At 70.7% G+C, this 24,057-nt stretch carries 22 protein-coding genes; 7 read left to right on the top strand and 15 right to left on the bottom strand.

From position 1 onward, the window contains the following. Positions 1-5: 5 nt before the first annotated feature. Positions 6-635 (bottom strand): UbiX family flavin prenyltransferase, encoded by a 630-nt coding sequence (locus AB0I71_RS00290; protein WP_357581066.1) that lies wholly within the window; start codon positions 633-635, stop codon positions 6-8. Positions 636-817: 182 nt separating this feature from the next. Between AB0I71_RS00290 and AB0I71_RS00285 the strand changes: the two genes are divergently transcribed. After that, the gene (locus AB0I71_RS00285) at positions 818-1,801 is read left to right on the top strand and encodes a terpene synthase (protein WP_357581065.1); all 984 of its coding nucleotides are present in this window, start codon (positions 818-820) and stop codon (positions 1,799-1,801) included. 27 nt (positions 1,802-1,828) lie between these two features. Here the strand turns inward: AB0I71_RS00285 and mqnP are convergent, their stop codons facing one another. Both mqnP and AB0I71_RS00275 read right to left on the bottom strand, forming a co-directional pair. After that, on the bottom strand, positions 1,829-2,803 hold the full coding sequence (gene mqnP, locus AB0I71_RS00280; protein ID WP_357581064.1) for a menaquinone biosynthesis prenyltransferase MqnP: 975 nt from the start codon (positions 2,801-2,803) through the stop codon (positions 1,829-1,831). After that, on the bottom strand, positions 2,803-4,263 hold the full coding sequence (locus tag AB0I71_RS00275; protein WP_357581063.1) for a menaquinone biosynthesis decarboxylase: 1,461 nt from the start codon (positions 4,261-4,263) through the stop codon (positions 2,803-2,805). The genes mqnP and AB0I71_RS00275 overlap by 1 nt, the downstream gene beginning before the upstream one ends. 339 nt (positions 4,264-4,602) lie before the next feature. Here AB0I71_RS00275 and AB0I71_RS00270 point away from each other — a divergent pair, with 339 nt between their 5' ends. Continuing rightward, complete coding sequence (locus AB0I71_RS00270; protein WP_357581062.1) at positions 4,603-5,490, top strand: transglutaminase domain-containing protein; 888 nt, start codon at positions 4,603-4,605, stop codon at positions 5,488-5,490. Between the two features lie 12 nt (positions 5,491-5,502). On the opposite strand, the gene AB0I71_RS00265 is transcribed toward AB0I71_RS00270, so the two are convergent. Further along, the gene (locus AB0I71_RS00265) at positions 5,503-6,063 is read right to left on the bottom strand and encodes a carboxymuconolactone decarboxylase family protein (RefSeq protein WP_357581061.1); all 561 of its coding nucleotides are present in this window, start codon (positions 6,061-6,063) and stop codon (positions 5,503-5,505) included. Positions 6,064-6,127: 64 nt separating this feature from the next. On the opposite strand from AB0I71_RS00265, the gene AB0I71_RS00260 reads away from it, so the two are divergent. After that, a complete protein-coding gene (locus tag AB0I71_RS00260) occupies positions 6,128-6,604 on the top strand; it encodes a MarR family winged helix-turn-helix transcriptional regulator (RefSeq protein ID WP_357581060.1) in 477 nt (158 codons plus the stop codon). Here AB0I71_RS00260 and AB0I71_RS00255 read toward each other — a convergent pair. Together AB0I71_RS00255 and AB0I71_RS00250 are read right to left on the bottom strand one after the other, a co-directional pair. After that, positions 6,594-6,788 (bottom strand): DUF397 domain-containing protein, encoded by a 195-nt coding sequence (locus AB0I71_RS00255; protein ID WP_357581059.1) that lies wholly within the window; start codon positions 6,786-6,788, stop codon positions 6,594-6,596. The two genes, AB0I71_RS00260 and AB0I71_RS00255, sit on opposite strands and share 11 nt — an antisense overlap. Next, positions 6,776-7,567, bottom strand: coding sequence for a helix-turn-helix transcriptional regulator (locus AB0I71_RS00250; RefSeq protein ID WP_357581058.1), 792 nt, complete (start codon positions 7,565-7,567; stop codon positions 6,776-6,778). Before AB0I71_RS00250 ends, AB0I71_RS00255 begins: the two co-directional genes overlap by 13 nt. 234 nt (positions 7,568-7,801) lie before the next feature. On the opposite strand from AB0I71_RS00250, the gene AB0I71_RS00245 reads away from it, so the two are divergent. Both AB0I71_RS00245 and AB0I71_RS00240 read left to right on the top strand, forming a co-directional pair. After that, on the top strand, positions 7,802-8,074 hold the full coding sequence (locus tag AB0I71_RS00245) for a hypothetical protein (RefSeq protein ID WP_357581057.1): 273 nt from the start codon (positions 7,802-7,804) through the stop codon (positions 8,072-8,074). 226 nt (positions 8,075-8,300) lie between these two features. Then, positions 8,301-8,516, top strand: coding sequence for a hypothetical protein (locus AB0I71_RS00240; protein WP_357581056.1), 216 nt, complete (start codon positions 8,301-8,303; stop codon positions 8,514-8,516). Between the two features lie 85 nt (positions 8,517-8,601). On the opposite strand, the gene AB0I71_RS00235 is transcribed toward AB0I71_RS00240, so the two are convergent. The 7 genes from AB0I71_RS00235 to hemL all read right to left on the bottom strand — a co-directional run bounded on the left by AB0I71_RS00235 (position 8,602) and on the right by hemL (position 16,286). Beyond that, positions 8,602-10,089 carry an ATP-binding protein gene (locus AB0I71_RS00235; protein ID WP_357581055.1) on the bottom strand — a complete coding sequence of 496 codons (1,488 nt, stop codon included), beginning with the start codon at positions 10,087-10,089 and terminating at the stop codon, positions 8,602-8,604. A 62-nt stretch (positions 10,090-10,151) separates the two neighbouring features. Then, the gene (ccsB, locus tag AB0I71_RS00230; RefSeq protein WP_357581054.1) at positions 10,152-11,213 is read right to left on the bottom strand and encodes a c-type cytochrome biogenesis protein CcsB; all 1,062 of its coding nucleotides are present in this window, start codon (positions 11,211-11,213) and stop codon (positions 10,152-10,154) included. Beyond that, a complete protein-coding gene (locus AB0I71_RS00225) occupies positions 11,213-12,865 on the bottom strand; it encodes a cytochrome c biogenesis protein ResB (RefSeq protein WP_357581053.1) in 1,653 nt (550 codons plus the stop codon). Before AB0I71_RS00225 ends, ccsB begins: the two co-directional genes overlap by 1 nt. Continuing rightward, positions 12,865-13,722, bottom strand: a complete 858-nt coding sequence (locus AB0I71_RS00220) for a cytochrome c biogenesis protein CcdA (RefSeq protein WP_357581052.1) — start codon at positions 13,720-13,722, stop codon at positions 12,865-12,867. Before AB0I71_RS00220 ends, AB0I71_RS00225 begins: the two co-directional genes overlap by 1 nt. Beyond that, entirely contained in the window at positions 13,722-14,297 is a 576-nt protein-coding gene (locus AB0I71_RS00215) for a TlpA disulfide reductase family protein (RefSeq protein WP_357581051.1), read from the bottom strand. Before AB0I71_RS00215 ends, AB0I71_RS00220 begins: the two co-directional genes overlap by 1 nt. 1 nt (position 14,298) lies before the next feature. After that, on the bottom strand, positions 14,299-14,946 hold the full coding sequence (locus tag AB0I71_RS00210) for a histidine phosphatase family protein (RefSeq protein WP_357581050.1): 648 nt from the start codon (positions 14,944-14,946) through the stop codon (positions 14,299-14,301). A 2-nt stretch (positions 14,947-14,948) separates the two neighbouring features. Next, positions 14,949-16,286, bottom strand: coding sequence for a glutamate-1-semialdehyde 2,1-aminomutase (gene hemL / locus AB0I71_RS00205; RefSeq protein ID WP_357581049.1), 1,338 nt, complete (start codon positions 16,284-16,286; stop codon positions 14,949-14,951). Positions 16,287-16,425: 139 nt separating this feature from the next. Between hemL and AB0I71_RS00200 the strand changes: the two genes are divergently transcribed. Beyond that, positions 16,426-16,761 (top strand): STAS domain-containing protein, encoded by a 336-nt coding sequence (locus AB0I71_RS00200; RefSeq protein WP_357581048.1) that lies wholly within the window; start codon positions 16,426-16,428, stop codon positions 16,759-16,761. Between the two features lie 127 nt (positions 16,762-16,888). Here AB0I71_RS00200 and AB0I71_RS00195 read toward each other — a convergent pair whose 3' ends face one another. Continuing rightward, the gene (locus AB0I71_RS00195) at positions 16,889-17,449 is read right to left on the bottom strand and encodes a response regulator (RefSeq protein ID WP_357581047.1); all 561 of its coding nucleotides are present in this window, start codon (positions 17,447-17,449) and stop codon (positions 16,889-16,891) included. Further along, on the bottom strand, positions 17,446-21,816 hold the full coding sequence (locus AB0I71_RS00190; RefSeq protein ID WP_357581046.1) for a HAMP domain-containing protein: 4,371 nt from the start codon (positions 21,814-21,816) through the stop codon (positions 17,446-17,448). Before AB0I71_RS00190 ends, AB0I71_RS00195 begins: the two co-directional genes overlap by 4 nt. A gap of 154 nt (positions 21,817-21,970) precedes the next feature. Here AB0I71_RS00190 and AB0I71_RS00185 point away from each other — a divergent pair, with 154 nt between their 5' ends. Continuing rightward, positions 21,971-24,049 (top strand): SpoIIE family protein phosphatase, encoded by a 2,079-nt coding sequence (locus AB0I71_RS00185; protein WP_357581045.1) that lies wholly within the window; start codon positions 21,971-21,973, stop codon positions 24,047-24,049. Positions 24,050-24,057: the final 8 nt, after the last annotated feature.

Here is a 24,057-nt window from a genome sequence, read left to right as displayed (position 1 = left end):
GGCCGTCAGGTCCGGTCCGCGTTCAACTTTCCGGCCCACCGCTTGAACAGGGTGTGCGGCACGTCGAGGGCGTCGAGCACCTTGCCCGCCACGAAGTCCACAAGTTGGGCGGCGGAGGCGGCGGCGCCAGCACCGTAGAAGCCGGGACTGGCCGGCAGCACCACCGCGCCGGCGTCATGCAGCGCGATCAGGTGTTCCAGGTGGCTGCGGGTCACCGGCGTCTCGCGGGGCACCATGACCACCCGCCGACGCTCCTTGAGGTTCACCTCGGCGGCCCGCTGCAACAGGTCCTTGGACAGGCCGATGGCGATACCGGCGCAGGCCGCCGTGCTGGCCGGCACCACCACCATGCCGCGTACCGGATAGGAACCGCTGCTCGGTCCGGCAGCGAGGTCACCCGCGGGCCAGTGCCGCAGGTCCGCCTCGGTGACGTCCCGCCCGAGCCAGCTGGCCAGGTCCTCGGCCCAGTGAGCGTCCCGGAACGGCCGTCCGGTCTCGTCGAGGACGGTCAGCCGGGCGGCTCGGGAGACGATCAGGTCCACCGGTTCCCCGGCGTCGAGCAACCCGCGTACGACTGCTGCCGCGTACGGCGTGCCGGAAGCCCCGGACACCCCGACCACCCATGGTTCGCGCATCCCCTCAGCCTGCCTGGTCACCGTCGGCCCCGGTCGGGCACCCCGGAAAGCGTGTCCGAGGTGCCCATGATCGCCGCAGGCTGAGCCGTTACGCCACCGATGCCCGGCGGGTCTGCGGGGGCCACCGGGAGCTGGCATGCTGCCCGGTGACGGACGCGTGGGGCGGGCAGAGGGGACGTGAGATGAGCGACGAGATCATCTCGTCGTCGACCGGCCGTGCCCACCACATCCTGCCGTCCCTGCGTGCCGCCTGTCCCATCCCACCGCAGCTCTCCCCGCATGCCGACGGGGTGCAGGAATGGCTGGTGTCCGAGCTGCCGTTGGACGCGCCGACGCGCGAGCGGCTGGGGCGGGCCGGTTTCGCCCGCTACGCGGGTCGGCTCTATCCCGATGCCACCGAGGCCGACCTGCGCATCCTGACCGCGCTGTTCACCTGGTTCTTCCTGGTCGACGACGCCTGCGACGGGCCGGACCGGAGTGGCCTGGACGAGATCCGGGCGCTGCGCGACGGTGCGGTCGCGCTGCTGCGCGGCGGTGGTCGGCCGCGGCACCCGGGGCTGGCCGGTCCGCTACGCCGGTTGCTGGTCAGCGCCTGGCGGGAGCCGCACCGGCGGATGCCGGCCCGCTGGCGGCTGCGCTTCGCCGACGCGGTCGCCCATCACCTCGACGGCACCTGGCAGGAGGCGGTCAACAAGGCGACCGGGCACGCGCCCGGCGTCGAGGAGTATGTCCAGTTACGCCGGGCGACCTCGGCGGCGTACGTGTCGTATCCGCTTGTGGAGTTCGTCAGCGGCCGGCCGTTGCCCGACCCGGTCTACCACCACCCACGGCTGAGCGAGCTGCGCGCCATCGGTAACGACCTGCTCTCCTGGTACAACGACATCGCCTCGCTGGACCGGGACGCGGCCGTCTCCGGTGGGCACAACCTGGTGCTGGCGCTGGCCGCCGAACATCACGTGCCGGTGCCCACCGCCGTCGATCTGGCGGTCGAGCGCTGGCACGAGTCGATGCGCCGTTTCGTCAGCCTGCGGGCCCGCGTGCCGTCGTTCGGTCCGGCGCTGGATCCTGCCGTCACCGCCCACCTCGACGGGGTGGCCCGGGCAGTTCGCGGCACCATCGACTGGACCCTGGAGAGCGCCCGCTACGCCGTGTCGACCAGCGGCTGACCCGGTCCGCAGGCCGACGCGGACGACTCAGGCGCGCAGGCCGAGCCGGACCACCAGGTCGAGCAGGGCGAAGGCGAACAACGCGATGCCGACGAAACCGTTGGCGGTGAAGAACGCCCGGTTGACCCGGCTCAGGTCGGTGGGCGTGACCACCAGGTGCTGGTAGCCGAAGGCGACGGCGGTGAGCGCCAGCCCGATCCACCAGAGCCAGCCGAAGCCGATCAGCACGCCGAACCAGCCGAACAGCGCGAAGGTGACCACGTGCGCCACGGTGGAGGCGTGCAGCGCGAAGCGCAGCCCGTACCGGGCCGGCGCGCTGTGCACGCCGATCTCCCGGTCCACCTCGGCGTCCTGGCAGGCGTAGATCAGGTCGAAGCCGCCGATCCACAGCCCGACGGCAGCGCCGAGCAACCAGGCCGGCCCGGAGCCGGCGAAGGTGCCGGTGACCGCGAGCCAGGCGCCGACCGGGCCGACCATCTGCGCGACGGCCAGGATGGCGTGCGGCCAGTTGGTGAACCGCTTGCCGTACGGGTAGACCACCAACGGCACCACGGCCAGCGGTGCGAGCACCAGGCAGAGCGGGTTGAGCAGGGCGGCGGCGGCCAGGAAGACCACAAGCGCGACGCCCGCGCCGGTCCAGGCCGTCCGCAGGCTCACTGCCCCGGTCACCAGCTCCCGGTTGGCGGTACGCGGGTTCCGCGCGTCGATCCGGCGGTCCAGGATCCGGTTCGCCGCCATCGCGAACGTCCGCGCCCCCACCATCGCCACAGTGATCAAGAGCAGGTCGAGCCACCGAACCCGCCCCCCGTTGACCGCCATCGCGACCAACGCCGACAGATACGCGAACGGCAACGCGAACACCGAGTGCTCGATCGCCACGAGCCTGAGGAACGCCTTCACCCGCCCCCGCGATCTTGCACTTTCCGTCGGGGCGGAACTGGGCGAAGCGGACGAATCAGCGACCGAAAGTGCAAGATCGCGGGCGGAGTCGTCGGTCGCCATCAGATGCCGTATTCCTTCCAGCGCTTGTCGACCAGGCTGGCGACCTCGGGGGCCATGGTCATCTCCTCCGGCCAGCCCCGGTGGTAGCCCTCCTCGGGGAGCTTGCGGGTGGCGTCGACGCCCGCCTTGCCACCCCAGAACTGCTGGTACGACGAGTGATCCAGGTGGTCCACCGGGCCCTCGGTGAGCAGCAGGTCGCGGGCGTAGTCGACGTTGCCGAACGCGCGGAAGGCGACCTCGCGGTAGTCGTGCACGTCGCAGTCCTCGTCCACGATCACGATCAGCTTGGTCAGCGACATCATGTGCGCGCCCCAGATCGCGTTCATCACCTTCTGGGCGTGCTTCGGGTAGCGCTTGCGGATCGACACGATCGCGCAGTTGTGGAAGACGCCCGCGGCCGGCAGGTCGTAGTCGACGATGTCCGGGATCAGGAACCGCAGCAGCGGCGCGAAGATCCGCTCGGTGGCCTTGCCGAGACCGTGGTCCTCCTGCGGCGGCTTCGAGGTGACGATCGAGTGGTAGACCGGGTCGCGCTGCATGGTCATCGCCTCGACGTGCAGCACCGGGAACGGCTCGACCGGGGTGTAGAAGCCGGTGTGGTCGCCGAACGGGCCCTCCGGCAGCCGCTCACCCGGCTCCAGGTAGCCCTCCAGCACCACCTGCGCGTGCGCCGGCACCTGCAACGGCACGGTCAGGCAGTCGACCATCTCCACCCGTTCGCCGCGCAGGAAGCCGGCGAACAGGTACTCGTCGATGTCGGCCGGCAGCGGCGCGCTCGACGCGTAGCTGACCACCGGGTCGCAGCCGATGGCGATGGCGACCGGCAACCGCTGGCCGAGCCGCTCGGCGACGGCGTGGTGTGCCGTGGAGTTCTTGTGGATCTGCCAGTGCATGCCGAGGGTGTTGTGGCTGTGCTGCTGGAGCCGGTAGAGGCCGAGGTTCCGCTTGCCGGTCTCCGGGTGTTTGGTGTGGGTCAGCCCGAAGTTGTGGAAGATCCCGCCGTCACCCGGCCAGACCTGTAGCCCGGGCAGCCGGTTGAGGTCGACGTCGTCACCCCGGTAGACCACCTGCTGGCAGGGCGCGGTCCTGACCTTCTTCGGCGGCATCGACTTGAGCTGCATGACCTTGCCGAGGCCGCCCATCATGCCGGCGAAGCCCACCGGCAGCTCCGGCTTGAGCATCTCGCCGATCCGGTTGCCGATCTCGTCTAGCGACTCGACGCCGAGCGCCATCGCGGTGCGCTTCTCGGTGCCGAAGAGGTTGATCGCCACCGGCATCTCACCCCGGGTGGGCTGCTCGAACAGCAGCGCCGGCCCGTCGGCCCGCACGGTCCGGGTGACGATCTCGCTGATCTCCAGCGTCGGGTCGACCGGGACGCTGACGCGCCGCAGTTCGCCCTCGCGCTCCAGCGCCGCGAGAAAATCCTTCAGATCGGTGTACGGGAAGCCACGAGCCGCCATGCCCGCAAGTCTGTCCTACGCCCGCTGCTCCTGCCCACGCCGGGTGGCCGTACACCCTGTGGCGCGCCCCACCGCGCGGCACCCGGCTCGTCGCGCGGCCCCCGGCACGGGTGGGCTGGTGCGTCTCGTGCGGCCGGACCCGTGCCGGCAAGCGACTTCGGTACGGGGACTGAGCGGGTTCGAGCCTGTCGAGCTGAGAGCGCGAACGGATCGCAGGGGACACCGCGCTCCGGCGAATCCTGGGATGCTTGCTACCGCCCAGCCGGGGACAGACCACCCAGCCGGCAGCGGCGGCGGCCACAACCGATCTCTACGCCTCATTCTCCCGAGGAGTGACAGATGGACCAGGACCGGACGGATGTCTCCCGCTTCGCGCGGCCGGGCCGGCTGACCTCTGCCGGGTCGTTCGCTTCGCTGCTCGAAGCGGTGCCGTCGGACCCGGCCGGGCTCGCCGGGACGATCCAGGGGCTGCTGATCCACGAGCACGTCGCCGGGGTGTACGGGGTCACGCTCACCGACGACGAGCGGCAGACCGTCCATCTCCGGCCCGCCGACGAAATTCTCGCCCGCATCGCCGACACTCCGGACGCCCAGCCGCTGACCGTCCCGCGCACCCCCGATCAGCGGGTCGCCGGCAACTGCCGGCACTACTCCCTCCTGCTGGTCACGGCGCTGCGGGCCCGGGGTGTGCCGGCCCGCGCCCGCTGCGGCTTCGGCGACTACTTCGTCGACGGCAGGTACGAGGACCACTGGGTCGCGGAGTACTGGCATGCCGAGCAACTACGCTGGATCATGGTCGATGCCCAGCTCGACGCGCGCCAGCGTGAGCTGTTCGGCATCGACTTCGACACCACTGACGTGCCCCGGGACCGGTTCCTGGTCGCCGGTGAGGCGTGGGCCCGCTGCCGGGCTGGTGAGGCCGACCCGGACACCTTCGGGCTGAGCGTGGTCAACGAGGGTGGCTGGTGGTGGATCGCCGGCAACCTGATGCGCGACGCCGCCGCGCTGCACGGGGTGGAGCTGCTGCCGTGGGACGCCTGGGGCGCGATGCCCGCCCCCTTCGAGAAGATCGACGATGAGCGGGCGGCACTCTTCGACGAGCTGGCCCGGCTCACCCGCGAGCCCGACGAGCACGCGGACGAGCTACGCCTGCTGTACGCGGACGAGCGGCTGAACGTCCCCGCCATGGTCCGCAACGAAGTGCGCGACCGCTACGAACCGGTGTGACGACCGACCCCGTCAGGCGATCGGCTGCCACGCGTACGCGGCCAGGGGCGGGTCGATCGGCGCCCGGGTGAGCCGGTTGGCGAAGGTGGAGATGGTGTACGTGCCGACGCCGAGCACCACGTCCAGGGCGTGCCGGGGCTGGTAGCCGGCGGCCAGGAAGGCGGACAGTTCTTCGTCGGGCACCGCACCCCGGTTGTCGAGCACAGCCAGGGTGAAGCGCCGCAACGCCTCCAGCCGCTCGTCGGGCAGGTCGGTGCCGGCGCGCAGCGCGTCGATCAGCTCGGCGGCAGCGCCGTGCCGGACCAGGGTGGCGGTGTGCATGGCGACGCAGAGGTGGCATTCGTTCCGGCCGGCGACCGTGAGCACCACGACCTCCCGCTGGATCGGGTCCAGCCCACAGCTCTCGAAGTTCGCGTTGGCGGTCAGGAAGCCCTTGAGCAGCTCGGGGGACTCGGCCATCAGGCCGACCGCCCCGGGCAGGTGGCCGAGCCTGCGGCGTACGCCGTCCATGGTGGCCCGGGCGGCCTCCGGTGCGGTGTCGATGGTGTGGGTGGGGAAGACGTACGTGGACATGGCGACATCCCTTCCCGTAGGTTAGTCAACGTGGTTGACCAAACCGTAAACCAGGTTGTCGAAATTGCCAACACCTGAACCACAGCGCCCCGGCTTCGTCCTGCCGCTGCTGCTGCTTGCCGGCTTCCGCACGCTCATCGACGACCTGCACACCGAGCTGGCCCGGCAGGGCCACCCGGAGCTGCGTCCGCTGCACGGCTTCGTGCTCCAGGCCGTCGGCACCGACGGCACCACCGCCTCCGAGCTGGGCCACCGGCTGGGCGTCTCCAAGCAGGCCGCCGGCAAGACCGTCGACCGGCTGGTCGCCCTCGGCTACCTGGAACGCGCCGACGACAGCCGCGACGCCCGGCGCAAGCTGGTCCGACTGACCCCGCACGGGCTCGACGGGTTGCGCCGGTCGGCTGTCATCTTCGACGGGCTGCGGCAGCGCTGGACGCAGACGCTCGGCGCGGACCGGGTGGCGGCCATCGAGGACGACCTGCGCACCGTCACCCCCGCCAACTGGTTCCGGCTCGACGTCCCCGGGTGGTTCACCGGCTGACCGGGAGCACCTCCAGGAACGCCCGCCAGGCCGCCGGGCCGAAGGTCAGCACCGCGCCGTCGCGGTCCTTGCTGTCGCGCACCGCGACCAGGCCGGGCAGGTTGTCCGCCACCTCGACGCAGTCTCCACCGTTGGTGCTGCTCCGGCTGCTTGTGCGCCACCGGGCGCCGGTCAGCTCCGCCATGACTCCGCCACCTCCGTCACCAACTCGATCGACTGCCGGGGCGGCAACGCCTCACCCTGGATCGCCTCCCAGGAGGCCCGGATCGCCAGCACGTCCACGGTGTGGTCGATCACCTGGCCCTTGAGCTGATCGTCCAGATAGGCCACATCCTCCCCACCGGGAAGGGTAGCCAGCACGAAGGCCCCGGCGACACCCGGATACGCGCCGACCGAGGCGGGCACCACGTGCAGCCGTACCCGGGAATGCTCGGTGGCCAGCTTGACCAGCCGCCGCAGTTGCTCGCGCATCACCACCGGCCCGCCCACCGGCCGGCGCAGCACGTGCTCGTCGAGCACCGTGACGAGCTGTGGCGGTCGCTCGCCGGCGAGCACCGCCTGCCGGGCCAACCGCGCCTCCACCCGCCGCTCCACCTCCGCCTCGTCGTAGAGCCCGACGCTGCGGAACAGCGCGCGGGCGTACGCCGAGGTTTGCAGTAGCCCCGGCACCACGGTGTTCTGGAACGACCGCAGCACGCTGGCCTGCCGCTCGTTCGCCTCCCACTCCCGCATCCACTGCGGCGAGCCGAGTCGGGCCAGCATCCGGACGAACGCGCCGCCGGTGTCCAGCGCCGCGTCCGCCCGCTCCCAGAAGTCGGGCGGCGGCTTGCGCGCCTCGGTCTCCACCATGGCCACCGTCGACGGCGAATAGTTGATCGCCCGAGCCAGGTCCTCCTGCGTCACCTTGCGCGCCGCCCGCATGTACCGCAGCTCCTCGATCAACACTCGCGACCGCTCGTCCACCCGCACCACTCCTCACCAGGACGATCCGCGTTTCTCACCGCCCTCACCGGGGGACAGACCAGGCACACAGGGCGATCGGACGCCTTCCGAGAGTAGTCGGCGGCGCACCAGACTGTCCCCATCGGAACCGCCCGGATCCGACCGGAAAGGACGGGCGCGACCGACGCGGGGCCGTCCGGCACGTCGGCGACGGACGGCCCCGCCTCCAGCCGGCCGGCAGACAGGAGTACGCAGATGACGTCGCAGATCCACGTCGCGCTCCGGCCGCTCTGGCTGTGCCGGGCCTGCGCCGCACCGTGGCCCTGCGCCAACGCCCGCCTCGCCCTGCTCGCCGAGTACCGGGACAGTCACGTGGCCCTGTCGATCTACCTCGCCGGGCTGCTGTACGACGCGGTCGAGGATCTGTACCGCCTCAGCCCCCACGACGCGCCGAAGCCCGCCGCGCTGCACGACCGTTTCCTCGGCTGGGCCGCCCCGCGCACCCACCGCCCGCACCCCACCGACTGACCGCCGCACTCCCCTTACCCGAACCCGTACCCCCGCCGATGACCTCACCCACCCGGCCACAGCGACAGCCACCAACGACATCGCAGCGGCGACAGCCTCGCGGCAGCGGCCTCGCGCGGCGACCACGCAGCGGCCTAGCAGCAGGGGCAGGCGCGGGGGCAGCAAGGGCGGGGAGAAATCTCACCGGGTGTGGACCGGGACGCTGGGCCGCGACAGCATTGAACGCATGTCGGACGCGTACGTCGTCGGAGAAGCGGACGGGCTGTCGCCGCTACAGGTCGAGCTGCGCGACGCCATCGCCCGTGAGTTGCACGCACAGCTCGCACTGCGGTCTGAGCGCATCGAGCTGTCCGATGTACCGGAGGTCGCCTACCAGGTCACCTTGCGAGTGAGCGAAACGCTGCGGCGGGACCGGCCGCTGTCGGCGCCGCCTCGGAGCTGATGTCGACACCTTCCGGTGGTACGGCGGTCATGGGTGCGCTGGTCACCGCAGTAGCGGCGGAAGTGCGACCATTCCAGGTCGCGCGTCAGTCGGCGGTGTAGAGGCGCGTGGGGTCGGCGAGGATCACGTCGGACCGATGACGGCTGGCCGCCCACAGGTCATCGGTAAACCCCGCGCCGCTGGCAAGCAGCAGCCGGGTGTCCTGGGCGTCCAGACCGGGGCGGGCGACCAGCAGGTCACGCGCCCGGGCGAGCCGGTCCAGGTCGGCCAGGCCCAGTACCCGCCCCCACTTGACCTCGCCGACGGCGAGCAGCGGGCGGGGCCCGTCGCCGAGAGGCGGCTCGCCGAGCGCGACGAGGTCCAGTTCCAGACTCGTCCGGCTGACCGGATCGGCGAGAACGGCGGGACTCGACTCGGCGACGATGCCGCCGAACGTCTCGGGAGCGGCGAAACGTACTGCCCACTGCCGGACGATCTCCTCGAATGACGGGCCGAGCACCGCGCTGGCGTACCGCCGCTGGGAACGTCGCCAGACCTCCGAACCTCGCCGCTGCTCCAATGCCGTCCAGGCCGGTCGCATGACCGCCTGGTAGAAGGTGATCAAGGGCTCGTTGATGCGGTAGCGACTACGGCCGCTGCGCAGCGGGTCCGGCTCCCGAACCAGGAGGCCGGCATCCTCCAGCACGGTGAGCGGGTGGTGCAGGTCAGTGCTCTTGCGCCCGATGAAGCCGGCGATCCCGCCTCGCGTGCCGTTCCCCTCGGCCACCGCCGCAAGAACGGAGTGATAGAGCGCCGAGTCCCGCAGATCCGGATCCTCAGCGAGGAGATACCGCGCCTCGCGGAAGAGCGGCCGAGCGGGATTCAGCACGGCGCGCACCACCCAGTCATCGAAGTCGTCCGGCCCTTCCGGTGCGTCGTCCTGGACGTACTCCCGGCGATAGGCCGGCGTGCCGCCCACGATTGCGAACACCTTGGCCGCGAGCAACGGATCACTGATCTCCCAGAAGGCCGCTGCCGCCCGATAGTCCAGGGGAGCGACGGGCAGTTCGAGCCCGGCCCGCCCTCGCAGCGGCGCGGAGCCGGCCAGCAACCCGCCCATGAAGGAGAGCGCGGAGCCGCACAGTAGGAGGCGGGTATGCGAGCCGGTCCGCTGGGGTCGGCCCGGCGTGAACGCATGCTGGATCACCGACGGCAGGTCGCGGCTCACCCGAGCCAGGTAGGGGAACTCGTCGATCACCACCGGGACCGGCCGAGACCGGCCCAAGGCCAACAGCGCGTCGACAGCGTTCGACCAGTCCGCCAGATGCACCGGACCTGGGCTGTCCGTGTACCGGCCTAGCGCCTCTCCGAGCCGCCGAAGCGACTCTGTCGAAGTCGCCTCGGTAGCCCCGAAGTAAAAGCCTCCCGTGGCGCGGGCCAACTCGTACAGCAGCAGAGTCTTGCCTTGCCGGCGGCGACCGCTGACCACGCCCAACGTGGCGCCGAGCCGATCATCGGTGGCGAACCGGGCCAGCTCGGCCCACTCGACGTCCCGATCGAAGATCCCCGGAGGCTTGATCAGGTTCACGACCACGACCACCATCCTGCAAGATGTATAACCACAGTTATTATAAGTGTAGTTATACGTCTTGCGGGTCAGAGGCCGCCGTAGGAGTGCAGACCCTCGAAGAAGATGTTCACGCCGAAGAGGTTCATCAGCACGGTCAGGAAACCGAGGATGGCCAGCCAGGCGGTCACGTTCCGCTTCACACTCGGCGTGGCGCGGGCGTGCAGGTAGCCGGCGTACACCACCCAGGAGATGAACGCCCAGGTCTCCTTCGGGTCCCAGCCCCACGGGCGACCCCAGGCCGCCTCGGCCCAGATCGCCCCGGCGATCACCGCGAAGGTGAAGATCGGGAACGAGAAGGCGTGCAGCACGAAGGTGAGCCGTTCCAACCCGGCCGCCGCCGGCAGCCGCTTCGCCAGGGTGTACGGGAAGCTGCGCTTGCCGCTCTCGTACCCGGCCCGCATCAGGTACGCCACCGCCGGCACCACGCCCAGCAGGAACAGACCCGACGCGAAGACGATCGTCGACACGTGCACGATGAACCAGTACGAGTTGAGCGCCGGCACCAGCGGCACGATGGGCGTGTAGAGCACCAGCTCGGCGGTGGCCACCAGCAGCACCATAACGAGCGTCAGGAAGAGCCCGAGGCGGCGCAGGTACGGCCACTTGACCAGCACCGCCAGCCAGGCGGCGACCCCGATGAACGAGACCGTGAGCACGAACTCGTACATGTTGCCCCACGGCATCCGGTCGGCGGCGAGGCCACGGGTGACGAGTGCCGCCAGGTGCAGCGCGGCGGCCACGGCGGTCAACCCGACGGCGATCCGGCCGCCCAGTTCCGCCCGCCGCGCGGTGCGCTCGGCCCGATTCGGTGCCCCCGCACCCGGCACGGCGGCACCGAGCCCGCCGCCCGCCTCCAATGCACCGGCGGTGTCCGCGTCACCTGCGGCGTCGCGATCGTCCCCAACCGTGCCGGACGCGGTCCCGTCGGCCGCAGCGCTGCCCACCGCCGCGCCGACCAGCTCACGGGACGGTGCCGCGACCGCCCTGGCGCGCGAGTTGCCGAGGGCGTACTCGACGGCGTGACTGATCATCGCCAGCAGGTACGCCAGCGTGGCGAACGAGACCAGCTGATCGGAGAGTGCGGACATCACTCGGCTCCTTCCCGCGCCCGGGCCGGCGCGCCCGGGTCGGTGCCGGCGTCGCCGGGTCGTCCACCGGCGCCGATCGCGGCGACCAGTTGGGCGAACTCGGCGGCGAACCCGGGATGCTCGGTACGCGGCAGACCAGCCACCTCGACCAAACTACTACCGTCCGTCGGAGATCCACTGTCGGGGTCACCCGGCCCGGCCGGCAGCAGCCGGACGAACACCCGTCGACGCCTGACGAAGAGCGAGCCCATCAGCCCCAGCACCAGCCCGATGGAGCTGACCAGCAGCAGCATCATGCCCGGATCGTGACGCACCGACAGCACGATGTACCGCTGCGTACCCGCGAACTCGACTGTGGTGCCGTCGTCGAGCGTCCAGCTCTCGCCGACCCGTAGCTGCTTCGCACCGATCTCGGTGAGCCGGCCGTTGCGTACCTGACGCTGGTCGAGCTGGTAGACCGAGCCGGGGATGCCGGCGTCGAGCCCCAGGTTCCCCCGGTACGCCACCAGGTCGAGCAGCGGATTCTGCTCGGTCGGGTGCTCGGAGCGGACGAACGGCGGCTCCTGCGGCGCGGTCGGCAGGTAGAGCCCGGAGAAGGCCACCTGGAGATCCGGGTTCCGTTCGCCGGTCTCCGGATTGACGTTGGCGTCCGGGAAGGCGGCCAGCCCCTCACCGGTCAGCCCGATGTCACCAGTGGTGAGGAACGGCACGGTGCTGGTCTGGGTACCGCCGAACCGGTCGGTGTAACGGATCACCGGGGCGTAGCCGTGCCCCAGCAGGTAGACGTTCGCGCCGTCGAGGCGCAACGGTGAGTTGACCGAGAACTCGGCCTGCCGCGGAGCGCCGCCGTCCTCGTCGACAGTCACCTTCGCGTTGAACGAGGACGCCTGTCCGTTCGGCAGGAACCGCGCGTCGAACTCGTCCAGTTGCATGCAGAACCGGGGCAGATCGTCGCCGACACGCGGGCCGAGCCGCGCCTCGGCGTACTGCTGGCGGGTGTTGCAGAAGACCTGGTCCGCACCGGCGACCAGGAGCCGGTTGCCGTGCCAGCCGTACCAGGAGCCGAGCGCGACGCCGATCAGCACCACCACCATCGAGGTGTGGAAGATCAGGTTGCCGGTCTCCTTCAGGTAGCCCTTCTCGGCGGAGATCTCGTCGCCGCGTACCGCCACCCGCCACCGCCGTCGGCGCAGCGTCTCGGCGACCGCCGCCGCGCCGCCCTCGGGCGCGGGCACCACCGCGTGCTGCGGCAGCCGCTCCAGCCGCTTCGGTACGGCCGGCGGACGGGCACGCAGCGCCCGGACATGGTCGCGCAGCCGGGGCGTGATGCACCCGATCAGCGAGGTGAACAGCAGCAGGTAGATCGCCGAGAACCAGACCGAGCTGAACGCCTCGAAGGCGCCGATCCGATCCAGCACCGGGGCCAGGTCGGGGTTCGCGGTGTAGAAGTCGCGTACGTCCTCCGGGTTGACCCCGCGCTGCGGCAGCACCGAGCCCGGGATCGCGGCGACCGCGAGCAGGAAGAGCAGCACCAGCGCGGTACGCATGCTGGTGAGCTGCCGCCACGAGTTGCGCAACAGGGCGAGCAGCGGGTTGCCGCGTCGCCGGGGTGCCTCGGCCGGGGTGGCCGGCCGGTCGTCCACGGCGGTCATCAGATGCCCACCTCGAAGTTGCCCACCCCGACCGTGGTCTGCAACCAGATCACCACGTTGGTCCAGCCGCCGGTGAGCAGCGCCAGGCCGATCAGGATCAGCAGCGCCCCGCCGATCCGGGTGACCCAGCGGCTGTGCCGACGCACCGTGCGGAACACCCCGAGCAGCCGGTTGAAGCCCAGCCCGAAGACGACGAACGGCAGACCCAGCCCGAGGCAGTACGCCACCGCCAGCACCACAGCCCGGTCGGTCTGGCCACTGGTGGTGGCCATGCCGAGCACCGCGGCCAGCGTGGGCCCGGTGCAGGGCACCCAGCTCAGGGCGAAGACGGCACCGAGCACGGGTGCGCCGAGCAGGCCGGCGGCGGGCAGCCGGTTGATCCGGAACTCCCGCTGGAACCCGGGCAGCGCACCGAGGTAGCCCAGGCCGAGCAGGACGATGAGCCCGCCGACGATGATCTCCAGGGTCCGTTCGTGGTCGAAGAAGACCCGGCCGACCCCGCTGAACAGGACAGCGGTGGCGGTGAACACGACTGTGAAGCCGGCGATGAACAGCAGCGTCCCGGCCAGCACCCGCCCCTTCACCGCCGGGGCGACCCGGGTGTCCGGCCGTACCGCCGTACCGACACCACCACCGCCGGATGTCCCGCCACCGCCTACCGGTGTCTCGCCGGCAGTTGGCGATTCGCGCCGGCCTTCCAGGTCCGCGCCGGCGAGGCCGGTGACGTACGACAGGTAGCCGGGCATCAGCGGCAGCACACACGGCGACAGGAAGCTGACCAGACCGGCCAGGGCGGCCGCGCCCAACGCCAGCAGCAACGGGCCGGACTCGGCGAGTTGGCCGAAGGTCCCGCCCATCAGCGCTGACCGGCCGGCGCGGGTGCCTCGGCGGCGATCCGCTCGACGATTGGTTGCAGCCCCTCCTGCCGGACCGCCGCCCGGATCACCGTGGCGATCCGGCCCTCCCGGTCCAGCACGACGGTGGCCGGGATGGTGTTCGGCGGGATGTCCATGTCGAGGGCGAGCCGGCTGCCCGGGTCGAAGATGCTCGGGTAGCTGACCCGGCCCTCCTCGAAGGCGATCGCCTTGTCCCGGCTGTCCTGCACGTTGATGCCGAGGAAGGTGACTCCGGCGTCCTTCGTCGCCTGGTAGGTGCTCTCCAGGTCGTCGGCCTCGGCCCGGCACGGCGCGCACCAGGAGCCCCAGAAGTTGACCACGACGACCTGGCCCCGCTGGCCGGCCACGTCGTAGGACCCGCCGGCCAGCAGCTCACCGGCGATCTTCGGGGCGGCGGACCGCTGCTCCGGGGCGCACTCGACGATGCCGCCGGCACTGTCGCAGGCGGACTCCCGACCGTCGGCGGTGCAGCCGGTCAGGAGCACCGCGGTGGTCGCGGTGGCGAGCAGGCCGGCGGCCAGCCTCCGGACGCCCATCTCAGGCCCCCTTGGCCGTCCGCGCGGTCGGCGACATCGCCACCAGGTGTGCCGCCGGTTCGGAGTAGCCGATCCCGACGATCTTGGCACCGTCGAAGTGGAACGTGGTGAGCGAGGCCAGCGAACACTGCCGGCGACGCGGGTCGTGCCACAGCCGCTTGCGCTCCACGTAGCGGCGCAGCGTCCAGATCGGCAGCTGGTGCGAGACCAGGACGGCCTCCCGGCCCTCGGCGGCGATCCGGGCGGCGTGCAGCGCGGCGAACATCCGCTCGGCGATGACCCGGTACGCCTCGCCCCAGGACGGGGTGACCGGGTCACGCAGCACCCACCAGTTACGCGGGTCGCGGAAGGAGCCGTCGCCGGGCGAGACCTTCTTGCCCTCGAACCAGTTGGCGCTCTCGATCAGCCGATCGTCCACCCCGACCGGGAGCCGGAACTGGGCCGCGATCGGTTCGGCGGTCTGCTGGGCGCGTTCCAGCGGGCTGGCCGCGACGTGCACGACCTCACGTTCGGCGAGCCCCTGAGCGGCGGCCTTGGCCATCTGAACACCCAGTTCACTGAGGCGGAAACCGGGCAGGCGGCCGTACAGAATGCCGTCCGGGTTGTACACCTCGCCGTGCCGAAGCACGTGGACCACAGTCTTACTCACTGCTACCCCCCGTGACCTGCCGCTGCCGCCGCGTTGGCCGCCGCCGGCAGCGCGCCGGCGATCTGCTCCAGGGCCGCGTCGTCGATCGCCGCCGAGACGAACCAGGACTCGAACGCGCTCGGCGGCAGGTAGACCCCGGCCGCGAGCATCGCGTGGAAGAACGCCTTGAACGCCGGCACCTGCTGGGTGCGGGCGCTGTCGTAGTCGACCACGTCGGCGTCGGTGAAGAAGATCGAGAACATGTTGCCGGCGTACGACAGCCGGTGCGGAACCCCGGCGGCGGCCAGCGCGTCGGTGGCGAGCTTGCCCACCGTGGCGGCGGTGTCGTCCAGCCTGCGGTAGAGCGCGTCGTCGGCGAGCCGCAGCGTGGTGAGCCCGGCCGCGCAGGCGAGCGGATTCCCGGAGAGGGTGCCGGCCTGGTAGACGGGGCCGGCGGGAGCCAGTCGCGACATGATCTCCGCACGCCCGCCGAACGCCGCGGCGGGCAGGCCACCACCCATGACCTTGCCGTACGTCCACAGGTCCGCCTCGACCGGGTCGAGACCGTGCCAGCCGGCGCGGGAGACCCGGAACCCGGTCATCACCTCGTCGACGATGAGCAGTGCGCCGTGCGCGTGCGCGATCCGGGCCAACTGCGCGTTGAACCCGTCGCGGGGGGCGACCACGCCCATGTTGCCCGGGGCGGCCTCGGTGATCACCGCGGCGATGTGCTGGCCCTCGGCGGCGAAGGCCGCCTCGACGGCGGTCACGTCGTTGTAGGGCAGCACGATGGTCTCGCTGGCCGCCGCGCCGGTGACCCCCGGCGAGTCGGGCAGGCCGAGAGTGGCCACGCCGGAACCGGCGGCGGCCAGCAGCGCGTCCACGTGCCCGTGGTAGCAGCCGGCGAACTTGATGATCTTCGACCGGCCGGTGTAGCCGCGAGCCAGCCGGATCGCCGACATGGTCGCCTCGGTACCCGAGTTGACCAGGCGGACCTGCTCGACCGGGGTACGCGCGACGATCTCGTCGGCCAGGTCGACCTCGCCCGGAGTGGGCGTACCGAAGCTGGTGCCGTGCGCGGCGGCGGCCTGCACCGCCGCGACCACCTCGGGGTGTGCGTGTCCGAGGATCAACGGCCCCCAGGAGCAGACCAGGTCGACGTAGCGGCGACCGTCCGCGTCGTGGAGCCAGGGTCCCTCACCCCGGACCATGAAGCGTGGTGTGCCGCCGACCGCGCGGAAGGCGCGCACAGGGGAATTCACCCCGCCCGGCACGATGGCGCAGGCGCGGTCGAACAGGGCCGCTGAGGCCGGCGCTTCGACCGGGTAACGGTCGGATCCGGCGGTAAACACCTCGGTCACGATGCCGCCATTGTGTCAGCGTCCGACGGCGGATCGGCAGGCACCCCGGCCCGGGGTTACCGGGCTCACCCCCGGCACGCTGCACGGGGACGGCACGCCTCAACAGGCCGGGCGACCGAGATCGCGATAGGCTGACCCGGTGGATCGTGCCGAACTGTCCATCACCGTACACCGCACGGGCGACGAAGCAGTGCTGCGCCTTGCCGGTGAGATCGACATGCAAACGGCCGCCCAGCTGTCGACCGTCGTCAACGAGGTGCTCACCGAGCCACCACCGCGGATCGTCCTCGATCTCGGTGGCGTGACGTTCTGCGACTCGCAGGGGCTGGGCACCCTGGTCGTCCTCAGCCGCAAGGCCAGCCACGCGCAGAGCCTGCTCGTGCTGAGCAACGTGGGCGAGTTCCTGCTACGCGTCCTGGACATCACCGGCCTACGCAGCGCCCTGATGATCCGCAACGACGCCACCACCACCTAACCCCACCCACCCTGCCCCACCCCCGCTCCCACCTCGTTGATCATGAGGTTAGCGGCAGACAAATGAGACATCCGTGCCGCTAACCTCATGATCAACAAGGGCGGGGTGAGCGGTTGGGGGCGGGGGGTCAGTCGGGGGTGGTGCCCCAGCGGGCCTGTTCGAGGAGGGCCACGGCGCGGGCCTGGGACTCCGGGTCGTCGACGTTGCGGAGCAGCGTGGTCGCCTCGTCGACCGCGTCGGTCAGCAGCCGCCACTGGGCGTCACGCTCGCGCACCATCTCCGACTGCGCCGCCAGCTGGCGGGTCTTGGTCCACAAATCGACGAAGACGGAGACCTTGGCCCGCAGCACCCACGGGTCGAACGGCTTGGTGAGGTAGTCCACCGCGCCGGCCGCGTAGCCACGCAGGGCAAGTTGAGCATCCCGGTCGGCAGCGGTCAGGAAGATGATCGGGACGTGCCGGGTACGCTCCCGCCGCTTGATGTGGCTGGCCGTCTCGAAACCGTCCATGTCCGGCATCTGGGCGTCCAACAGGATCACCGCGAAGTCGTCCACCAGCAACTGCTTCAGGGCCGCCTCGCCGCTCTCCACGGCGACCGACTGGACCGGCAGCCCCTGGAGGATCGCCTCCAGGGCCATCAGGTTCTCCCGGCGATCATCGACCAGCAGCGCCTTCGCCACCTGCGTCACGAGCCCTCCTCGGTACGGCTGCCACTGATCCAGGTACCCATCAGCTCGATCAGCTGGTCCAGGTCGACCGGCTTGGTGATGTAGTCGCTGGCCCCTGCCGCGATCGCCGACTCCCGGTCCCCCGGCATCGCCTTCGCGGTCAAAAACACGATCGGCAGGTCCGCGAACCGGTGGTTGCGCCTGATCTGCCGGGTCGTCTCGTAACCGTCCTGATCGGGCATCATGGCATCCATCAGGACGATATCGACCTCCGGGTGTTCGGCCAACAGGCGGACCCCGTCGGCTCCGTTGTCGGCGTACAGCACCGTCATGCCGTGCAGTTCGAGCGCGCTGGTCAGCGCGAAGACGTTACGCACGTCGTCGTCGACGATCAGCACGGTGGCACCGTCCAGCTGACGGGTCCTCGGCGCCTCGGGGGCCTCGGGCAGCAACTCCATCGGCGGCATCAACAGCGACGACGGCAGGCCCGCCCGCTGCGGCGACGGTGGCGCGGGCGCCACCACCGCGTCGGGTGCCAGCACGTCGGGCAGGTAGAGCGTGAACGTCGAACCCTGACCGGGTGCCGAGGCGACGGTGATCGTCCCCCCGATCAGCCGGGCCAGATCACGGCTGATCGACAGCCCCAGCCCGGTGCCGCCGTAGCGGCGGCTGGTGGTCCCGTCCGCCTGCTGGAACGCCTCGAAGATCAGCGACAGCTTGTCGTCGGAGATGCCGATACCGGTGTCGATCACCGTGAAGGCGATCACCTGCCGGGCGTTGATCAGCGCCGGCACGTCGAACACCGCGTGCTCCGGAGCCCGCGAGATGCGCAGGGTCACCGCACCGTTGTCGGTGAACTTGACCGCGTTGGACAGCAGGTTGCGCAGGATCTGCTGAAGCCGCTGCGCATCGGTCACCACGGCCGGCGGCAGGTCCTTGCCGATGCGTACCTGGAAGTCCAGGCCCTTCTCCTCGGCCTGCGGGGAGAAGGCCTGCTCCACGTAGTTGCAGATCTCGGTGAACCGGACCTCGGTCGGCTCGACGTCCATCCGCCCGGCCTCGATCTTCGACAGGTCCAGGATGTCGTCGATCAGGCGCAGCAGGTCCGACCCCGAGCCGTGGATCGTACGGGCGAACTCGATCTGCTTCGGGGTGAGGTTCTGCTCCGAGTTCTCCATCAGCAGCCGGGCCAGCAGCAGCAGCGAGTTCAGCGGCGTACGCAGCTCGTGGCTCATGTTCGCCAGGAACTCCGACTTGTACGCCGAGGCCCGGGTCAACTGCTGCGCCTTGTCCTCCAGGCCGAGCCGGGCCAGTTCGATCTCCCGGTTCTGGGTCTCGATGTTCGCCTTCTGCTCCGACAGCAGCTTGGCCTTGTCCTCCAGTTCGGCGTTGGTCCGCTGCAACTCGGCCGACTGCTCCTGCAACTCGTGCGCCAACCGCTGCGACTGGGCGAGCAGTTCCTCCGTACGCCGGTTCGCCTGGATGGTGTTGACCGCGATGCCGATTGTGGAGACCAGCCGCTCCAGGAACGACAGGTGCAGCTCGGAGAAGGGCGTCACGGTGGCGAACTCGATCACGCCGAGCAGCTCACCCTCGAAGAGGACGGGCAGGACCACCAGGTCCGCCGGTGGCGTGTCTGCCAGCCCGGAACGCAACGTGATCCGGCCGTCCGGTACGGCTCCGACCCGGATGGTGCGCCGGGACAGTGCGGCCTGGCCGACAAGCCCCTCGCCCGGCCCGAAGGTCACGTCGTGGCCCCGCGAGACGTAGCCGTACGAGGCGGTGAGGCGCAGCCGCATGACCCCCTCGGAGTTGTCCGCCAGGAAGAAGGCACCCAGCTGCGCGTCGACGAGCGGAGTCACCTCCTGCATGATCATCCGGCAGACCTCGCCGAGGTCGCGCTGGCCCTGTAGCAGGCCACCGATGCGGGCCAGGTTGGAGTCGAGCCACCCCTGCTCGGCGTTCTTGTGGGTCGTCTCCCGCAGGGTGACGATCATCTGGTTGATGTTGTCCTTCAGCTCGGCGACCTCGCCCTGCGCCTTCACCGCGATCCGCTGGGTGAGGTCGCCCCGGGTCACCGACGTCGAGACCCGGGCGATCGCCCGGAGCTGGGTGGTGAGCGTCGAGGCGAGCTGGTTGACGTTCTCGGTGAGATCCCGCCAGGTGCCGGAGACCCCCTTGACCTGGGCCTGGCCACCGAGCTTGCCCTCGGTACCCACCTCACGGGCCACCCGGGTCACCTCGTCGGCGAACGACGACAACTGATCCACCATCGTGTTGACGGTGTTCTTCAGCTCCAGGATCTCACCCTGCGCGTCGACCGTGATCTTCTGCGACAGGTCGCCGTTGGCCACCGCCGTGGTGACCGAGGCGATGTTCCGCACCTGACTGGTCAGGTTCGACGCCATCGAGTTCACGTTGTCGGTCAGGTCCCGCCAGGTGCCGGCGACCCCGCGTACCTGCGCCTGACCACCGAGCTTGCCCTCGGTACCCACCTCGCGGGCCACCCGGGTCACCTCGTCGGCGAACGACGACAGCTGATCCACCATCGTGTTCACCGTCGACTTCAGCTCCAGGATCTCACCCCGGGCATCCACCGTGATCTTCTGGCTCAGGTCGCCCTTGGCCACCGCTGTGGAAACCTGCGCGATGTTCCGCACCTGGGCGGTCAGGTTCGACGCCATCGAGTTCACGTTGTCGGTCAGATCCCGCCACGTACCGCTGACGCCCTTGACCTGCGCCTGACCGCCGAGGTTGCCCTCCGTACCCACCTCGCGGGCCACCCGGGTCACCTCGTCGGCGAACGACGACAACTGATCCACCATCGTGTTCACCGTCGACTTCAGCTCCAGGATCTCACCCCGGGCATCCACCGTGATCTTCTGCGACAGGTCACCCCGCGCCACGGCCGTGGTGACCGAGGCGATGTTCCGCACCTGACTGGTCAGGTTCGACGCCATCGAGTTCACGTTGTCGGTCAGATCCCGCCACGTACCGCTGACGCCCTTGACCTGCGCCTGACCGCCCAACTTGCCCTCGGTACCCACCTCACGGGCCACCCGGGTCACCTCGTCGGCGAACGACGACAACTGATCCACCATCGTGTTGACGGTGTTCTTCAGCTCCAGGATCTCGCCCCGGGCGTCCACCGTGATCTTCTGGCTCAGGTCACCCTTGGCCACGGCCGTGGAGACCTGGGAGATGTTGCGGACCTGGCTGGTCAGGTTGCCGGCGAGCTGGTTGACGTTCTCGGTGAGGTCCCGCCAGGTGCCGGAGACGCCGCGCACCTGCGCCTGACCGCCCAGCTTGCCCTCGGTACCCACCTCACGGGCCACCCGGGTCACCTCGTCGGCGAACGACGACAACTGATCCACCATCGTGTTGACGGTGTCCTTGAGTTCCAGGATCTCGCCCTGCGCGGCCACGGTGATCTTCTGCGACAGGTCACCGCGGGCGACCGCCGTGGAGACCTGGGCGATGTTGCGCACCTGGGCGGTCAGGTTCGACGCCATCGAGTTGACGCTGTCGGTCAGGTCCTTCCAGGTGCCCGCGACGCCCGGCACCTCCGCCTGACCGCCCAGCTTGCCCTCGGTACCCACCTCACGGGCCACCCGCGTCACCTGCTCGGCGAAGAGCCGCAGCGTGTCGGTGAGCGAGTTCATCGTGTCGGCCAGCTCGGCGACCTCGCCGCGCGCGCTGACGGTGATCTTCTGGGAGAGGTCACCCTTGGCCACCGCCGTCGCCACCTGGGAGATCGACCGGACCTGGCCGGTCAGGTTCGACGCCATGGTGTTCACCGAGTCGGTGAGGTCCTTCCAGGTGCCGGCGACGCCGCGGACGTCGGCCTGGCCACCCAGCTTGCCCTCGGTGCCCACCTCCCGGGCCACCCGGGTCACCTCGTTGGAGAAGGACGAGAGCTGGTCGACCATGGTGTTGACCGTGCGACCGATGCGCAGGTACTCACCACGCAGCGGACGACCGTCGATCTCCAGCGCCATGTGCTGGGTGAGGTCACCGTCGGCGACCGCCACGATCACCCGGGCGATCTCGGTGGTGGGTCGGCCCAGGTCGTCGATGAGCGAGTTGACCGCCCGCTGACCCTCCGCCCACGAGCCGTCCAGGCCCTCCTCGTCCAGCCGCTCGGTCAGCCGGCCGTCGCGGCCCACGACCCGACTGATCCGGCGCAGATCCAGATGCTGCCGCTCCTGGAGCGACACCACGTCGTTGAAGGCGTCCGCCACCTCGCCGGCCGCGCCCGAGCGCCGGGGCAACCGCACCTTGAGGTCGCCGCCACGGACCCGCCGCAGCGCCTCCGCCAGCTCGGTGAGGACCGCCTCGTGGTCGGCGGCGGAGGTCTCCGCGGTCACCGACTGTTTCGCCGTGGTCATCATTCCTCGCTCACCTCGGGGTCCACCGGCTCCCGCCGGCCACCCCATCATTGTCCCCGTGACCTCGAAAACGCCACGGCACGGCACCGCCAGACGGCAAAGAACCGGTGGTGATCGGCTTGGCACTTCAGGGGTGTCGGTGGAGGATACGAGGGTGTCAGCGGAGGCGGGGCCCGCGGCGAAGACGGGCCCAGACGAGCACGTGCGGCGCGTCCGGCTTCCCGCCGACCGCCGTACGCCGGCCGCCGCGCGCGCGGTCGTCCGGTCCGTGCTCGCGGAGGCGGACCTGGACGAACTGCTCAACGAGGCACTCCTGTTGACCACGGAGCTGTCCACGAACGCCGTCGAGCACGCCCGTACCGAACTGGACATCGAGGTCACCGCCGACCAGGCGGGGCTGACCGTGACGGTCTCCGACTTCGCCGCCGGTCCGGTCGACGAGCTGACCGTCGGCGTACGCAACCTCTCCACCGACATCGCCGAGGTCGCCGAACGGGGGCGCGGGCTGCTGCTTGTCGACCACTTCGCCAGCCGGTGGGGCACCACCTACCTGCGCACCGGCAAGGGTGTGTGGTTCCGGCTGGACCGGGCCGACCGCAAGGAGACGGGACCGGCGACACCCGCGCCACCAGCGAGCGCCGGCCCCGTGGACAACTCCGGGCAGACCGGGGTGCCGAGCGCCGGTGCGATGAACGCGCTGATGCAGACCACCCCTGATCCGTACGCCGAGGACCCGCTGCCGGACTTCGCCGCCGGACTGCTCACCCGGGTGGCGGAGATGGTCGGCGCCGCCGGTGGGGTGGTCCGACTGGACCGCGGCGACGGCCAGGGACCCCAGATCCTCGCTCGGTACGGCCGCCAGCCCCGGGCCGGCAACGACCTGCTCCGGGTGCCGTTGGCGGTGCACCGCCCGTACGCCGGGGAACTGGAACTGGACGCCGCGCCCACCGCGTACGCCCAGCCGCTCGCGGTGCTGACCGCCGAGCGGCTCTCGCTGCACCTGGAGAACGACCGGCTGCGCCGCGCGGACGTACGCCGGCAGGCGTGGCTGACATTCCTCGCCGAGGCCAGCGAACTGCTCGCCCAGTCGCTGGACGTGGAACTGACAATGGCGCTCATCCCGCAGCTCGTGGTGCCCCGGCTCGGCCAGTGGTGCGCGGTGCACACCACCGACGAGTGGGGTCGGCTCCGGCTCGCGGCGGCCAGCCACGCCGACGAGTCGATGCTGCCGCAACTGCACGCCACGCTCCGCGAGGCCGGCCCCGACTCCATCCAGGCCCGGCTGCGCGAGGCCAGCCGCAACGGCACCCGGACCCCGCTCGGCGCGCCGATGGAGGGCTTCGCCGTACCGCTGATCGCCCGTGGTCAGCGCCTCGGCACGCTGGCCGTCGGACGGCACCAGCGGCACCGGCAGGACCCGGACGAGATCGCGGTGCTGGAGGACGTGGCCCGACGCTCCGCCCTCGCCATCGAGAACGCCCGCATCCACGCCGAACGCCGCCGGGTGGCGCAGACCCTCCAACAGTCGTTGCTGCCGCCGGTCCTGCCGGTGGTGGAGGGCATCGGCTTCGCCGCCGAGTACGTGCCGACCGGCGGGGACGTCGACGTCGGTGGCGACTTCTACGACGTGGTGCCGCTGCCGGACGGACGCTGGCTGGTGGTGATCGGCGACGTCTCCGGCAAGGGAGTGCAGGCCGCAGCGGTCACCGGGCTGGTGCGGGACGTGATCCGGGTGCTGGCCGGCGACGGCAAGCCGCTGCCCGAGGTGCTGGCCCGGCTCAATGAAACGCTCGTCGAGCGGGGCGCCGGCCGCTACTGCACCCTCGCGCTGGCAGCGGTCGGGCCGGGTGAGGGCGACCGACTCGATGTCGGGCTGCACCTGGCTGGGCACGACCGGCCGGTGCTGCTGCGGTCCAGCGGCGGACCGGCCGCGTTCGTCGGCACCGGCGGTACCGCACTCGGGTTGCTCGACACGATCGCCTCACCCACCGCGCAACTCGCCCTCGACCCGGGCGACTGCCTGGTCTTCTACACCGACGGCGTGACCGAGCGCCGCCGCGGCCGGGAGTTGTTCGGCACCGGACGGCTGCGCGACGCCGCCGCCCCGCTGGCCGGCTACTCGGCGGACGTGGTGGCGGCCCGACTGCGCGCCACCGCGATCAACTTCTCGGTCGAGGAACCCCGCGACGACATCGCCATCCTCGTCCTCCGCAACGACGCCGTCGCCGTCTGACCCCGCGC

This window comes from Micromonospora sp. NPDC049891, assembly GCF_040660295.1.
GTDB lineage: Bacteria > Actinomycetota > Actinomycetes > Mycobacteriales > Micromonosporaceae > Micromonospora.
Note: the sequence above shows the minus strand (reverse complement) of the source record. Positions and strands in the feature narration are given on the sequence as shown.

Excerpts from the sequence above, each read along its gene's own strand:
- AB0I71_RS00290 (WP_357581066.1), bottom strand. The coding sequence starts at position 635 with ATGCGCGAACCATGGGTGGTCGGGGTGTCCGGGGCTTCCGGCACGCCG.
- AB0I71_RS00285 (WP_357581065.1), top strand. The coding sequence starts at position 818 with ATGAGCGACGAGATCATCTCGTCGTCGACCGGCCGTGCCCACCACATC.
- mqnP (WP_357581064.1), bottom strand. The coding sequence starts at position 2,803 with ATGGCGACCGACGACTCCGCCCGCGATCTTGCACTTTCGGTCGCTGAT.
- AB0I71_RS00275 (WP_357581063.1), bottom strand. The coding sequence starts at position 4,263 with ATGGCGGCTCGTGGCTTCCCGTACACCGATCTGAAGGATTTTCTCGCG.
- AB0I71_RS00270 (WP_357581062.1), top strand. The coding sequence starts at position 4,603 with ATGGACCAGGACCGGACGGATGTCTCCCGCTTCGCGCGGCCGGGCCGG.
- AB0I71_RS00265 (WP_357581061.1), bottom strand. The coding sequence starts at position 6,063 with ATGTCCACGTACGTCTTCCCCACCCACACCATCGACACCGCACCGGAG.
- AB0I71_RS00255 (WP_357581059.1), bottom strand. The coding sequence starts at position 6,788 with ATGGCGGAGCTGACCGGCGCCCGGTGGCGCACAAGCAGCCGGAGCAGC.
- AB0I71_RS00245 (WP_357581057.1), top strand. The coding sequence starts at position 7,802 with ATGACGTCGCAGATCCACGTCGCGCTCCGGCCGCTCTGGCTGTGCCGG.
- AB0I71_RS00240 (WP_357581056.1), top strand. The coding sequence starts at position 8,301 with ATGTCGGACGCGTACGTCGTCGGAGAAGCGGACGGGCTGTCGCCGCTA.
- ccsB (WP_357581054.1), bottom strand. The coding sequence starts at position 11,213 with ATGTCCGCACTCTCCGATCAGCTGGTCTCGTTCGCCACGCTGGCGTAC.
- AB0I71_RS00225 (WP_357581053.1), bottom strand. The coding sequence starts at position 12,865 with ATGACCGCCGTGGACGACCGGCCGGCCACCCCGGCCGAGGCACCCCGG.
- AB0I71_RS00220 (WP_357581052.1), bottom strand. The coding sequence starts at position 13,722 with ATGGGCGGGACCTTCGGCCAACTCGCCGAGTCCGGCCCGTTGCTGCTG.
- AB0I71_RS00215 (WP_357581051.1), bottom strand. The coding sequence starts at position 14,297 with ATGGGCGTCCGGAGGCTGGCCGCCGGCCTGCTCGCCACCGCGACCACC.
- AB0I71_RS00190 (WP_357581046.1), bottom strand. The coding sequence starts at position 21,816 with ATGACCACGGCGAAACAGTCGGTGACCGCGGAGACCTCCGCCGCCGAC.